Annotated in this window: 12 protein-coding genes and 1 riboswitch; of the genes, 8 read left to right on the top strand and 4 right to left on the bottom strand. The window is 47.7% G+C overall.

Going from position 1 to position 13,637, the window contains the following annotated elements:
• Positions 1–151 precede the first annotated feature (151 nt).
• The 3 genes from OLMES_RS23015 (at position 152) to OLMES_RS23005 (ending at position 2,977) form a co-directional block, all read left to right on the top strand.
• Positions 152–943, top strand: coding sequence for a type 2 periplasmic-binding domain-containing protein (locus OLMES_RS23015; protein WP_087463409.1), 792 nt, complete (start codon positions 152–154; stop codon positions 941–943).
• Between the two features lie 119 nt (positions 944–1,062).
• Complete coding sequence (locus OLMES_RS23010) at positions 1,063–2,058, top strand: NAD(P)H-dependent flavin oxidoreductase (RefSeq protein WP_087463408.1); 996 nt, start codon at positions 1,063–1,065, stop codon at positions 2,056–2,058.
• Between the two features lie 40 nt (positions 2,059–2,098).
• Positions 2,099–2,977, top strand: coding sequence for a crotonase/enoyl-CoA hydratase family protein (locus tag OLMES_RS23005; RefSeq protein ID WP_087463407.1), 879 nt, complete (start codon positions 2,099–2,101; stop codon positions 2,975–2,977).
• A 14-nt stretch (positions 2,978–2,991) separates the two neighbouring features.
• Here the strand turns inward: OLMES_RS23005 and OLMES_RS23000 are convergent, their stop codons facing one another.
• Complete coding sequence (locus tag OLMES_RS23000; protein WP_087463406.1) at positions 2,992–3,897, bottom strand: LysR family transcriptional regulator; 906 nt, start codon at positions 3,895–3,897, stop codon at positions 2,992–2,994.
• A 113-nt stretch (positions 3,898–4,010) separates the two neighbouring features.
• On the opposite strand from OLMES_RS23000, the gene OLMES_RS22995 reads away from it, so the two are divergent.
• Positions 4,011–4,268 carry a DUF2798 domain-containing protein gene (locus OLMES_RS22995; RefSeq protein WP_198343092.1) on the top strand — a complete coding sequence of 86 codons (258 nt, stop codon included), beginning with the start codon at positions 4,011–4,013 and terminating at the stop codon, positions 4,266–4,268.
• Here the strand turns inward: OLMES_RS22995 and OLMES_RS22990 are convergent.
• Entirely contained in the window at positions 4,242–5,216 is a 975-nt protein-coding gene (locus OLMES_RS22990; protein ID WP_087463405.1) for a hypothetical protein, read from the bottom strand. The two genes, OLMES_RS22995 and OLMES_RS22990, sit on opposite strands and share 27 nt — an antisense overlap.
• A 234-nt stretch (positions 5,217–5,450) precedes the next feature.
• Here OLMES_RS22990 and OLMES_RS22985 point away from each other — a divergent pair, with 234 nt between their 5' ends.
• The 3 genes from OLMES_RS22985 to OLMES_RS22975 all read left to right on the top strand — a co-directional run bounded on the left by OLMES_RS22985 (position 5,451) and on the right by OLMES_RS22975 (position 10,846).
• Positions 5,451–6,377, top strand: coding sequence for a hypothetical protein (locus tag OLMES_RS22985; protein WP_087463404.1), 927 nt, complete (start codon positions 5,451–5,453; stop codon positions 6,375–6,377).
• Between the two features lie 136 nt (positions 6,378–6,513).
• A riboswitch (cobalamin riboswitch) is annotated at positions 6,514–6,734 on the top strand.
• Between the two features lie 153 nt (positions 6,735–6,887).
• On the top strand, positions 6,888–9,692 hold the full coding sequence (locus tag OLMES_RS22980) for a ribonucleoside-diphosphate reductase subunit alpha (protein WP_087463403.1): 2,805 nt from the start codon (positions 6,888–6,890) through the stop codon (positions 9,690–9,692).
• Positions 9,692–10,846 carry a ribonucleotide-diphosphate reductase subunit beta gene (locus tag OLMES_RS22975; RefSeq protein ID WP_198343091.1) on the top strand — a complete coding sequence of 385 codons (1,155 nt, stop codon included), beginning with the start codon at positions 9,692–9,694 and terminating at the stop codon, positions 10,844–10,846. The genes OLMES_RS22980 and OLMES_RS22975 overlap by 1 nt, the downstream gene beginning before the upstream one ends.
• Positions 10,847–10,994: 148 nt before the next feature.
• Here the strand turns inward: OLMES_RS22975 and OLMES_RS22970 are convergent, their stop codons facing one another.
• Complete coding sequence (locus OLMES_RS22970) at positions 10,995–11,291, bottom strand: DUF6160 family protein (protein WP_087463402.1); 297 nt, start codon at positions 11,289–11,291, stop codon at positions 10,995–10,997.
• Positions 11,292–11,495: 204 nt separating this feature from the next.
• Positions 11,496–12,350: a metal-dependent hydrolase gene (locus OLMES_RS22965; protein ID WP_087463401.1), complete on the bottom strand. Its 855-nt coding sequence runs from the start codon at positions 12,348–12,350 to the stop codon at positions 11,496–11,498.
• A gap of 264 nt (positions 12,351–12,614) precedes the next feature.
• Between OLMES_RS22965 and OLMES_RS22960 the strand changes: the two genes are divergently transcribed.
• Positions 12,615–13,637 carry an AraC family transcriptional regulator gene (locus OLMES_RS22960; protein ID WP_087463400.1) on the top strand — a complete coding sequence of 341 codons (1,023 nt, stop codon included), beginning with the start codon at positions 12,615–12,617 and terminating at the stop codon, positions 13,635–13,637.

Genomic DNA, 13,637 nt, shown 5'->3' with positions numbered 1-13,637 from the left:
CTCTAATTTGCGTGTTTTGTAAGCTATAGATGCCCTTGTTCAGTCAATTTCTTGAGCTTCAAAATACTGACAAAGCAACAGATTAGGCCTTTAATTACGGATAAGGTTTTTCTAAAAAGCGTTTCCTCGATGAAACGACAGTTTAAGATGTATGATTAAATTTTTTGTGCTTTTGTATGTTCTGATATTGACAGCGTCGGCGAATGCGCAGGTTGTTGATGTGATTGAGTATCACAATCAGGAACCGTTTGTTCTGGATGAAGCAGAAGAAAAAGGGTTTAGTTTTGAGGTCATACGATTGTTGAATGAACTGTCGGAAGATATCCAGTTTAATCCGGTGGTTGTCCCTAAAGCGCGATTGATATTGAAGCTTAAGGAGTGGATTCAGGAAAAATGCCCGACACAGCCAGTTTCTGCTCCCTGTGAACAGGATTGGGTGGTCTTATGGACCATGCCTAAATGGGGGTGGGGTAAGAGCCCTCGGCAGCGGTACTTGTGGGTGCCTTTGTTTCGAGACCACGATGTGATTGTCACCCGCCGTGATAGTGCGATTCGCTATACAAATCCGAATTCCCTGATTGGTACTCGCTTTGGGGGATTAATCGGGCATACTTACAATGGAATTGATGAGCTCGTGACTCAAGGAAAAATCATTCGGGAAGATGCCAGTCTGGAAGCGGCTTTGATTCATCGGGTATTACTGAAAAGAGTTGATTCTGTTGTGGTACAAGGCTCGGCAATGAAATATTTGAAGCGCCATATCCTGTCTGACGACAAAATGAATCAATTGAGAATATCGCAGCCCTATTTTCAGGAAGTTCAGGCCGAAGCCATGATTCCACCCGGGAGGCAGGATGTGCAATTCGTGTTCGAGCAGCTGGTTCAGTCCGTTGCATGGCAGGCGTTATTGGATCGCTACGATATTGAAGCGTTGGTTCCCTGAGCCGATTATATCCTGCATATTTGCCTGTTTACCATCGGGATTGTCCGTTTTGGCCATAGTGATCCGGTACTGATGCTCCTACACTACAGGCCCAATTCCTGAAATCTCGAGGCTACTTCATGTCTTTACCTGCGCAATTTAATGATTCATTGAAACTTCCTGCCGTTGCGGCCCCCATGTTTCTGGCCTCAGGGCCTCAATTGGTAATTGAAACGTGCAAAGCGGGCGTGGTTGGAACGTTTCCGGCTCTGAATCAGCGGACCAGTGAAGGCTTTGAGCAGTGGCTGATTGAGATTAAAACGGAGCTGAGCCGATTTGAATCTGAAACGGGTACCAAAGCAGCGCCTTTCGGTGTGAACTTGATTGTGCACAAGAGTAATCCCCGGTTAGCGGCTGACCTGGCGTTGTGCGTCAAACATGAGGTACCGCTGATTATCACTTCTCTCGGTGCGGCTTCGGAAGTCGTAGATTCTGTTCATAGTTATGGCGGTCTGGTATTTCATGATGTGGTGAATGTGCGGTTTGCCAAAAAGGCAGCCTCAGTCGGGGTTGATGGTTTGATTGCGGTTGCCGCAGGGGCCGGTGGGCATGCCGGAAACTGGAATCCTTTTGCCTTGATCAATGAACTACGGCAATTTTTTGATAAAACTATTTTACTTTCCGGTTCGCTGTCTTCTGGTAGAGATATCGCTGCGGCGCAAATGATGGGCGCTGATCTGGCCTATATGGGCACGCGCTTTATTGGCACCCGTGAATGTAGGGTGGACGAAGACTACAAAGCCTTATTGTTGGCATCCAGTGCGGCAGACATTGTTTATACGCCAGTGATTTCCGGAGTGCCAGCCAGTTTTTTGCGATCCAGTATCGAACGGGCTGGTCTCGATTTAGAAACACTTGAAGCGCCGTCCCAAGTGGATTTCGGTGCCGAGCTGGATGAAGCGGCTGATGATGGACATCAAAGTAAAGCAAAACCGTGGAAGGATATCTGGTCTGCTGGACAAGGTGTTGGCAGTATTGATGACTTGCCTTCAGTTGCCGAGCTGATTGAACGACTGAGCGCGGAATACCAGCAGGCACAGCGAGATAACAACAACGCGGTTGCTCGATTTCTATAATTTCTCGAAATAAATAAAACAGAACAAATGGGGCAGGAAAATGACATATAACACTCTGGACTACGCGGTTTCAGAACGTATTTTAACCTTGACGCTCAACCGGCCTGAGCAACTCAATGCGTTCACGGTTGAAATGTGTAATGAGCTGATCGAGGCATTTAATCGAGCCAGTGAGGATGATGATGTAGGTGTCATCGTTGTGACAGGCTCTGGCCGGGCGTTTTGTGCTGGTATGGATCTCAGCCGCGAAGGCAACGTGTTTGGTCTGGATGAAGCCCTCGAGCCAACCCTCGAGGATATGGAGTCTCGATTGGATGATCCGGAAATGGTAAATTCGGTGCGCGATACAGGCGGTCGCGTATCCCTTGCCATTTATGATTGCAAGAAACCTGTTATCGCCGCAATTAACGGACCTGCAGTCGGCATCGGTGCAACGATGACCTGTGCTATGGACATTCGATTAGCCTCCGAAAAAGCGCGAATCGGTTTTGTGTTCAGTAAAATCGGGATTGTACCTGAAGCGTGTTCCAGTTGGTTTTTGCCGCGAATTGTTGGCATCTCTCAAGCGCTTGAATGGACCTACAGTGGTGATATATTCACTGCCGAAGAAGCGATGCGTGCCGGACTGGTTAAAACGGTGGTACCACCGGATCAGCTACTTGAAGAAGCCTATCGCATTGCGCGGCGAATTGCCCGGAATGCGCCTGTTTCGGTGGCCATGATCCGGCAGATGATGTACCGGAATTCAGCTGAGAAGCACCCGTTGCAGGCGCATAAAATAGAATCTTTGGGGATGTTTTATACCAGTCGTGAAGATGGTAAAGAAGGCGTCGCATCATTTCTGGAAAAACGGGACCCGGAGTTCAACGGTAAATCGTCCACGGATATGCCGTCATTCTATCCTTGGTGGAAGTCGTAGTAATTTGCGAGGCCCTAAGGTCGACGCTGATCGTGGATGATATTTTCAGCAATATAAGTCTGAATATAGTCCCGTAGGCATTTTGCTTTCGCGTTGAGCAGGCGACCACTTGGCCAGACAAGAAATATATCCCTGAGATCCTCGGCACGCCACTCAGGCAGAATTCGAACCATAGCGCCTGATTCGAGCTCTGTGTTGATTTCCGTGATCGGGAGCAGGGATATGCCTTGGCCATCACAGACAAGGTATTTCACAAAGCTGGTATCATTGAAAACCGCAGCAAATTTCGGAAAGATTTCCTGGCTTTGCCCTGAGAGCATATTTTTCAGTTTCCAGTTTGGAAAAAGACTGGTTCCCACCACGCGGAAGTTTTTGATGTCTGTAGGTGTTTCCGGCGTACCTTGATGTTCAATGAATTGTGGAGAAGACACCATAATCCGGTCGATTTGTCCCACCTTCAGCTGATATAGCGACGAATCGGGTTGCGGCCCTATGCGAATTGCAATATCGGCTTTGTTTTGCACGATATCTTGCACTTGATTGCTCAAAACCAGATCCAGTTGAATATCTGGATACTTGCGCATAAAACCTAACCACATGGGCTTTAAAAAACCATGGGAGATATTGGTTGGTGCTAATACTTTCAGTTTTCCCCTGAGCTCATCTCTGTCCTGGCTCAGTAACTGCTGCGCCTGCTCGAATTGTTCAACGAGCTCTGCATATGTCTGGTAGTAGACTTCACCTTCTTGGGTCAATACACATTGCCTCGCGGAGCGATTCAGTAGTTGGCACCCCAGGGTGGATTCCAGCTTTTGTAAACGGCGTGTTACCGTTGCTGCAGGTAAACTCAAGTGATTTGAAGCACCAGAAAGTCCGCCTTGTTGAACAATATGAATAAAAAGTGCGATATCATTAAGCATGATTTCATTTATGGAATTTAAGATTCAAATATTGTCTGTTTTTCATAAACTGGAAGTGCAGTATGATCTATTTCCACTGGAAAGTCCTGTTGATATAAGTAGGAGATAGAACATTGATTCCCAGAAAATATGGTCAATTTGTATTCTCGTTTTTTATGGCATTGTTTATGTCCGGAATAATGTCGTTTATCATCACCGTCTTTAATATGGGCTTGGTGGACTCCATTGTTTTTATTTGGCTTAAGGCTTGGTCATTTGCCTTTGCCGTTGCACTTCCGACGATCAATTTAGTTTCACCCATCGTGCGTCGGGTAGCGAATGCCGTGATCGCCGATGAAGAACTGTCAGGGCTCGCGAACGGCTCCAAATAACCACCTACTCCGAAAGGACTCGCTGCAGCGATCTATTAATCTTGCGATGAGAGCGATCACTACGAACGCGAAGATCAATCTTAGCCAGAGGATACCGGATAGGTGCGCGCCCATCAGCAGAATCAAGAGCGTATCTTCCAGCAAGCTGTGACAGAGGGCTAACAGGCTCATCGATGAGAACACATCCTTGCTCGGCAGGTGGCCGGCCCTGGCTTCCTTGATGAGCAAGCCACCACCAAAAGACAACCCCAGTGTAATCCCAACCAACGTGATGGTTGTTGCTTGTGGGCCAATGCCCAAGAGTTTTAGAAATGGGGCGAGTAGTCGACCAATCCAGTATTCAATCCCCAATACTCGCAACACTCTTAAAGCAGTTAGTAAGATTGCAATGACGAAGAATACCATCACCAAATTTGTGACTTGCTCCCAAGCCCAGTGAGGCAACGACGAGTCTTTTGGTTCTACTTCCCAGATGACGTGATTGGTTTCCTGCAATACATCCGCATACCCATAAGTCAGCTCGAGTAACTTCCCGAACAGAATTGCCCCACCAATCCGCAAAAGCAGTGTCCAGATCACTCTCACACCCGCTTGTTGTGCCACTCGGACTTCAATGGGCAGCGAGTGTGCGATGATCATCATGCCACCCAATACGGTAACCTGCGTAACGGTCAGTGGTGTTGCGGATGCAGTGTTAAAGAAAACAATAAGTCCGGTGTAGATATTGGTGACCATGGTGGTCGCCCAAACAATTCCCATACTGTCCGGTAAGCCTACAAACCCCATGATTGGGGCAATGCCCTGACTCAGTAATTCAATGCCGCCCAATTGTTCCAGAATTTTAATAATGATCAATGCCGGAATCATGATGCGGAAAAGTGTACCTGTAACACTCAATATGTCCCGGCCCAGCTCGGCTAAATGTTGTTTGATACTGAGTTTGTTCATGGTCGTTTCCGCATGCTATTTGTCGCTATGAGAACATACCTGTGCACCCCTGAATATACGACAAATGCCTATGTGGGAATATTCCTACACGTGTGAAGGGTATTTTACCCTCAAAATGACGCGTAGTTTTCCGATTTTGCCTGCACGCTATATGCGGTTTAATAGCATCATCGAACGACATGATACCTCTTTAGAGATATCGCAAACGGATTCACCGAGATAACGAGACCTGAGATGAAAAAACTAATAGCCCTGATTCTGACTGGATTGAGCGTCAATGTCGCAGCTGCAACGGTCGAAAGTTGTAGCGGTGTGGTATCCCCGGCTGATTTGGATGTGAACACAGTACTGACTACGCGTTCAAGTGAAAATTGTCTGATTGATCAAAAGCCATTGCGCGACCGAATCGAAGCCTCATTGCGCCAACGGTGCGTGAAAGCAGCTGACGGGGAGCGCGCGACTAACAGTGATCTTTTAGGTCATCACAAGTCGCAAGTGGCCCAACCTTTTTTGAAAAGCCGGGATGGACGCCTGCTGGTAGCGGATTCAAACTCGATTCGAGATTGGGATTGGTATTATTTGTCGCTCGCCACAGCCCATGATGATGCCCAGTGCGCTGCGGCTCCGCAAGCACCCGGAGCTAAAAATGTTGCCCAATTCAAACAAGCTGTGGAAAAAATTAGAGCATTAGCGGAAAACCCGTTAGTCGTTCAGTCGGTCAATCGCCAAAATCAAAGTAATGCTGGCTTAAACAAGTATGACCTGTTTGCGATGGATGCCCATTGGCAGGATGAGGCATCGCGTCTTGGCAAAGCATTACGTGGTACGCTGCAACGTAAGGCTGTAAATCAATATCTCGAGCAGCTTGTGGGGCAAAGCGAAGGCTCGATCAAAATGATTACATTGATGGATCAAAAAGGGGTTAGTGTTGCACAAAGTGACCTGTCCGAAGATTTTTGGCAAGGTGATGAGTCTCGCTTTATCCAGGCTTTTTATAACGGTCCGGATACCTTAGTGATTGAGTCAAACCAGACGAGTGGTGTTCAAAACCAGCCCAAAAGTATTAGTGTCACGATCACCGATCCGGATTCATCCGAAGCGATTGGTGTTGTCACCATAGATTTCACCCCGTCCTATGGGCGTTTCGTAGTTGGCCTCTGATTCAGAGGCCCTTTTTCTCTGGTTCTCATTTCACCCGGCTCGTGTCCAAATTTCCTCTTGTTGAATAATTTCATTAACGACTTTACTTCTGTGTAAAATACCATATATTGTGTCTCTAGTTGGTGGGAGTGCTACATTTAGGTTCAATTCTGTTCAGGCCTTTATGCGCTCTTTAAACGGGAATCCGGTGTAAATCCGGAACTGACGCGCAGCGGTATTGAAGAACGAAAGCGACATGGGTTATCAACCCAAGGCACTGTTTAAAAATGGGAAGCCGTCGTTGTAGGTCGTGCTCAGAATATTTTTTTGAGTACGCAGCTTCTAAGTCCGAATACCGGCCAACAAGCTCGATTTGATCGGGTTATCACTACAGTCTTCGCGATTTGAGACTCGGTGGCAGGTTGGCTGACGTGTGCTCAATAGTGCGGGTTGTAAGCATCTGCTATCTGAAGCTTTTGAATTTAATCGCGGAGACCCGAATCACGCGTTTTTCAAAAGTAGGATTTACACATGTCAGAATATGTACCCTCCGTTGAGAGTTCGGGATCCATTCGTCAGCTGTTCCGGGTAATCAAACGCAACGGCGATGCTGTTCCCTTTGATTCCTCCAAGATAGCTGCAGCAATAACCAAGGCTTTTCTTGCTGTCGAGGGGCCGTCTGCATCCGGTTCCTCACGGCTTAAAACGATTGTTACCGATGTCACGAATGAGGTCATTACCCGTCTGCAGCGCCGCCTTGATGGTGGTTCCAGTGTTCACATCGAAGAAGTTCAGGATTTGGTGGAGCTCTGTTTGATGCGCCATAGTCTGCAGAAAGTAGCACGGGCTTATGTGTTGTACCGTGAGGAACACGCCCGTAAGCGGGGCCAGGAAACGTCATCAAGTCACCCATTGGCATCTGCAGAGCAGTTTTCACTTCGCATCCATGATGTAGATGGTCAGTCGGAGTCACTGAGCAGTGCCCAGATTTTCAGTGTGCTCCATTGGGCCTGTTCAGGCCTGCCTGACGTGGATCCCCAACGGCTTTTCGACAGCGCCAAAAAAGCACTTTACGATGGAATGTTGGCTTCCGATGTCACCAATGCGATGATTATCGCCGTGCGGCCTTTAATCGAATCGGAGCCGGCGTACACCAAAGTTTGCGCTCAGCTATTGTTGCATAAATTATGGGCAGAGGTTACGGCGGTCATGTCTCTACAAGGGCAAATTCCTGGCGCCGTGTCAGCCGAGCATTATCCGGTTCTTTTCGAAACCGGCATTAAATATGGAGTAGAGTTCGGATTGCTGGCCCCTCAACTGCTCGATTTTGACTTGCCGCGATTGGCGGACGCCCTCCAGCCGGAGCGAGATAAGCAATTCAATTATTTAGGATTGCAAACGTTATACGATCGCTATTTCCTGCACCACAATAACAGTCGCCTGGAATTACCGCAGACATTTTTCATGCGAGTTGCAATGGGGTTGTCATTGAATGAAGCACAACCCACTGAACGGGCTATCGAGTTTTATCATTTGCTTTCCAGCTTTGACTATATGGCGTCGACACCCACACTCTTCAATTCCGGGACACTGCATCCCCAGCTCTCATCCTGTTATCTAACTACCGTACCCGATGACTTGGCCGGGATTTATGGTGCCTTGCAAGATAATGCACTCCTGTCCAAATGGGCCGGCGGGTTAGGCAATGACTGGTCGACTGTGCGGGCTCTGGGCGCGAGAATCAAAGGTACCCATGGTCAATCTCAAGGCATTGTTCCGTTTTTGAAAGTGGTGAACGATACTGCCGTGGCAGTCAATCAGGGTGGAAAACGTAAAGGTGCTGTCTGTGTCTATCTGGAGACCTGGCATCTGGATATTGAAGAGTTCCTGGATCTTCGTAAAAATACGGGAGATGAGCGCCGTCGTACCCATGATATGAATACCGCCAACTGGATACCCGATTTATTCATGAAACGCGTATTTGAGGATGGCAATTGGACCCTGTTCTCTCCGGATGAAGTACCTGATCTCCATGAGTTGTACGGTGCGGAGTTTGAAGTGCGTTATATGCACTACGAATCGGAAGCACAGGCCGGGCGAATCACGTTGTTTAAAACGATCCCGGCGCAACAATTGTGGCGGAAAATGCTGACAATGTTGTTCGAAACCGGGCACCCCTGGCTGGCATTCAAGGATCCCTGTAATCTTCGTTCCCCTCAACAGCATTGCGGTGTTGTTCATTCTTCCAATCTGTGCACGGAAATTACGCTGAATACCAATGCCGATGAAATTGCGGTGTGTAATCTCGGCTCAGTTAACCTGGTGAACCATATTCGCGATGGTGTGCTTGACCCGCAACACTTGGAAGCGACAGTTAATGTTGCTGTCAGGTTGTTAGATAATGTAATTGATCTTAATTACTACCCTGTGGAAAAAGCGCGAAACGCCAACCTGAAGCATCGACCGATAGGATTGGGCATGATGGGCTTTCAGGATGCACTTTATGCCTTGCATATACCCTATGCCAGCCCGGAAGCCGTTCATTTTGCCGATCAATCAATGGAGTTGTTGAGTTTTTACGCCTTTTCTGCCTCTGCCCGCCTTGCAGAAGAGCGCGGAGCGTACCCCAGCTATACCGGTTCACTTTGGGATCAGGGTATTTTGCCGATTGACTCCCTGGCGCTACTTAAGCGGAATCGTGGTAGTGACTTCTGCACTTTTGATCAGGAACAACGTTTGAATTGGCAAGCCATACGTGACTTGATCGCTCGCCACGGCTTGCGAAATTCCAATGTCTTGGCGATTGCGCCTACCGCAACCATTTCCAACATTGTTGGTGTTTCCCAGTCCATCGAACCGACGTATCAAAACCTATTTGTAAAGTCCAACCTTTCTGGCGAGTTTGTGGTGACCAATCCCTGGCTGGTTCAGGTGTTGAAGGAGCATGATCTTTGGGACGAGGTCATGGTCAGTGACCTCAAGTATTTCGATGGCTCAATCGCGCAAATTGAACGGATACCTGAAGACATCAAGCGCTTGTTTGCGACCGCGTTTGAAATTGATTCCCGTTGGTTGGTTGAAGCGGCGGCCCGTCGCCAAAAATGGATCGATCAAGCACAGAGTCTCAATCTCTATCTTGCCGAGCCATCTGGCAAGCAATTGGATAATCTCTATAAGCTTGCCTGGTCTCGGGGCTTGAAAACAACTTATTACCTTCGTTCTTTGGGCGCAACCCATATGGAAAAACAGAATGCCGTAGAATCAGCGAGCAATGATGAAAATACTTCACCAAAATTCTGTTCCATTCTCGACCCTGAATGTGAGGCTTGCCAATAATGAAAAATACCAATGCTGTTCTAATGCAATGGGATGATCCGCTGAGCGTTGCCATACCTGAGTCCAATCAAAGCCTGTTTTCAGAAGAGCTGGCTCATTTTGTATCAGAGCAAAGCACGGACCAATCTGATAATTCAGAGTGGGCGGAAAGTTTGCCGCCGATAAATCCCGAAGACAAGCGGGTGGTTAATGGCGGGGCCGATGTGAATCAGCTCGCGCCTTTCAAATATCCTTGGGCCTGGGAGTTTTTCCTGAATGCCAACAAAAACCACTGGACACCTCTGGATATTAACATGGCGCAGGATGTTCATGATTACCAACATAAATTAACAACTGAAGAACGTCATGTTTATGAAAATGTACTGGCATATTTAACCACGTCAGACATTCTTGCTATGCGTAATATCGGGCTGGCGGTTATGGAGAAGATGAGCGCACCGGAATTGCAAATTTATCAGGCCCGTCAGGTTTATGAGGAAGCGCTGCACACCTGGACGTATCAACACTGTATTGAAACGATAGGGCTGGATCAACGTGAAATCTACAACCGCTACCGCGTTGTACCGGAAATATATGGCAAAATAAAACTCGCGAACCGACGTTTAAATGCAGTACTGACAACGGAAATGGATTTGCGAAACCGGGACAATCTGGAACAGTTTGCCATGTCCTATTTATTTTTCGCGGCCGTATTTGAAGGGTGTTGGTTTTACAACGGCTTTAGCCCGATTTTTGCGTTGCAGCGTCGGGGTTTGATGAAAGGCACAGGAGAACAGCTACAATATATTATGCGAGATGAGGTGATGCATTGTGCGTTTGGCCTGCGAGTTGTGCGACAGTTGCTGAAGGAAGAAAACCTCAAACTGGATGCACGGGCCGTTCAAGCCATGTGGGAAGAGTCACTGGCAGCCGAAAAGGCCTACGCCGGTTACATTCTCCGAGATCCGATATTGGGCTACAGCGCTGAAGATCACGTTGCGCAATTTCAGTTTATTGCCAATCGCCGTGCCAAACAGTTAGGGTTGTCTGAACCCTTTCCTGGCGCGGAAAGTCGACTGGACTGGCTGGATGAGCAAGCCAGTATGCGAAAGGAGAAAAACTTTTTCGAAACCCGGGTTACGGAGTATCAGACAGGAGCTTCACTAAGTTGGTGATTTAAATTCGGAGAGCTTAAATGCGGATTGCTTAAACCCTCATCGCTTTGAGCGAGAACCGAGCGCTACCGTTTGGGTGGCGCTCTGGCTGGGTCATTTCTGCAGGATCAATCGACATCAGCAAAGCCATGATCCTTGCATGGTGTTTTCAGATATCCCGGAACACAATGCCCATCGGTTTGCTATTGTCCAGTGATGGCAGGTCGGTCATCACATTGGACGGCTCTGGAATGCGATCGCGCATATCCTGATGCATTTGCTGGGCCGCTTCGTGTTGGGCATGGTTTTGTGTGGACGCTTCAGATGAGACTTTAATACTGATGCCGCCTTGACCACTGATATCGGCAAGGTTTTCATCATGAAGTGGTATTAACTCTGCGTAACCCGCAACAGGCAGACTGCAGCAGATCACCATAAGTAACTTTTTAACCCCAAGCTTGAGCATACAATACCCTATCGTTACCTAATTTTTAATTTTATTGTTGGCTGGTTACTAATGTACCATCAATCGATGTAACGTATAGTGGTGTTGCGTAATCCCTTTGTAAAATCTTTTTTACATAGTTGTTAACTGGGTAACAACCGGCTTGATACGGGGCGCATAGTTTGAGTTGAAGAACATTCGCCCCGCTGATTATTCAATGTCGTGCTAAGCTGAATGAGCATGGGGTACTGAATCGGGCGACAAGTCCGCTGTGGTTTTTTTCCATGCCTCTATATGTTGTCGGTTGTCTTCCTGCCAGGGGTGAAAGTCTTTTTTCAGGTAGGCTAGAAAATGCGGCATCATTTTGCGGATGACACCGGGGCGACCCCAAAGAAACTGCATTCCGCCCCACCAGGTTTTCAAATCCCAGAGTTTGCCTTCGGTTTTCAGCATGGAGCAGGTGTTCAGGAAAGTAAATTTGAAAAAGTTATAGGACACGACAAAAAAGATAATCGTGCGCATTCTGTGGTTGCCCACTCGATCCACAAATACGTCGAACGCAACGGACTTATGCTCAATTTCTTCAATGGCATGCCACTTCCAAAGGGCCTGCATCTCGGGGCTGACACCGTCCATTGCCTCGGGAATTTCGAGCAGCGCTTTGGCGAGTACCGCAGTGAAATGTTCTGCCGCACAGGTACCGGCAAGCCGCCGGTCTCGATTTAACCCACCCACAAACGCCATGTGTTTCTGAAAGCGCTTTTCCATGTAGTCGATATCATAGCCCCGTTGCCGCAGTGCTTCGTTGTATTTTGCGTGTTCCCTGCTGTGTATGCCTTCCTGACCGATAAAGCCTTTAATATTTTTCAATAATTCAGGGTCGTTAATTTCATCCCGGAAATCCCGAACAGATTTGATAAAGAGGTGTTCTCCGTCTGGAAACTGAAGCGACATTGCGTTAAAAAACGCGGTCTTGAACACATCATTCCCATGCCAGAGTGTGGCAAGTTCATCGTGCAACTCAAACTTCAGATGACGAGGATGCACGTGCACATCGGCGGGTGTTTGGTTTGCTGTCATGTTTGTTTCCCCTGATTATTGTTTGGCTTATTGTTTCGAGTTGTTATTCTGGATCCAGGATCTGTGTATCGGTGAATTGGCGTAATCAATGATTGACATGTTGACACGAATCACTTTATACAATTTAGTATTAAGGCTTGATCAGGAACAGGTTCTAACTTTTCGGATTGCAGGTCATTATTTGCCAGTTGTATCAACCGGGTAAAAATCCGAAACGCCCGGGATGCATTACTGATTACGAATAGCCCAGAAAAAAGGAACGAAATGCGCGGACACTATATAGGTTCATTTGTTGATGTGTTGTCAGAACGGGGGGTTGACCGTGCTGCGTTACTGGCATTCTGCGGGCTCACAGAAGAGGAACTGACCAGCGAACACCTGATCGACGAACATCGGCTATTGATATTGACCAAGCGTTCCATTGAATTGACCGGTGACGACGGGTTGGGCCTGGAAGTAGGTCAGCGCCTGAGTATCAATACACATGGACCGTTAGGCTATGCAGCCATGGCCAGCCCGACCTATGAGCAGGCAGTTCAGCTGGCGTTAAAATATTACAAGTTGCAAACTCCCAGGGCCTTCCTTGATTTACGTGAAAATGGCGATGTGTATGAAGTCGTGGCTCAGCCGAGTGCTATATTGCCGGAGATGCCCTGGCACACTTCAGAGTTCTTGTTGACCAGTATTTTTACCTCCACCCGGTTTTTATTGAGTGGCCACATCGATGGATTAACCGTCTGTCTTAATTATGACCCTCCGCCTCATGCTTACCGTTACAAGGAGGTCTTTTCTGTGCCGGTAAAGTTCAACCACCATTTTACCGGGCTTGAGATACCCAAGCTATTGGCCAAGACCAGCCTGCCTTCTGCCGATCCTGTTGCGGCCACGTTGTTCGCCCAGCGCTGTGAGTCACTTCGACAACAAGGTGAACGCGAAGCTTTGGTACCGCGTATCAATCAACTACTCTATGAGTGTGCCGGTCATTTTCCGACCCAGGCAGAGGTTGCAGGTAAAATGAATATGAGTGTTAGCACGTTGCACCGAAAACTGGCAGAACAGGGGGCGAGCTACAAACAGCTTTTATCTGATTTTCGTCGTGATCTTGCCATTCAGCAACTTCAAGAAAGCCAGATGACCGTTGATCAGATCGCGGAACTACTTGGTTTTAGTGATGCATCAAATTTCAGGCGGGCATTTGTCAATTGGACCGGAAAAACGCCAAGCGATTATCGTAAATCCGGGCAGAATACATCTGATACGGTGTCACCATCAAAACAAGGAGAATAG

This window comes from Oleiphilus messinensis (genome assembly GCF_002162375.1).
Taxonomy (GTDB): domain Bacteria; phylum Pseudomonadota; class Gammaproteobacteria; order Pseudomonadales; family Oleiphilaceae; genus Oleiphilus; species Oleiphilus messinensis.
This window is presented reverse-complemented; position numbering and strand designations above follow the sequence as displayed.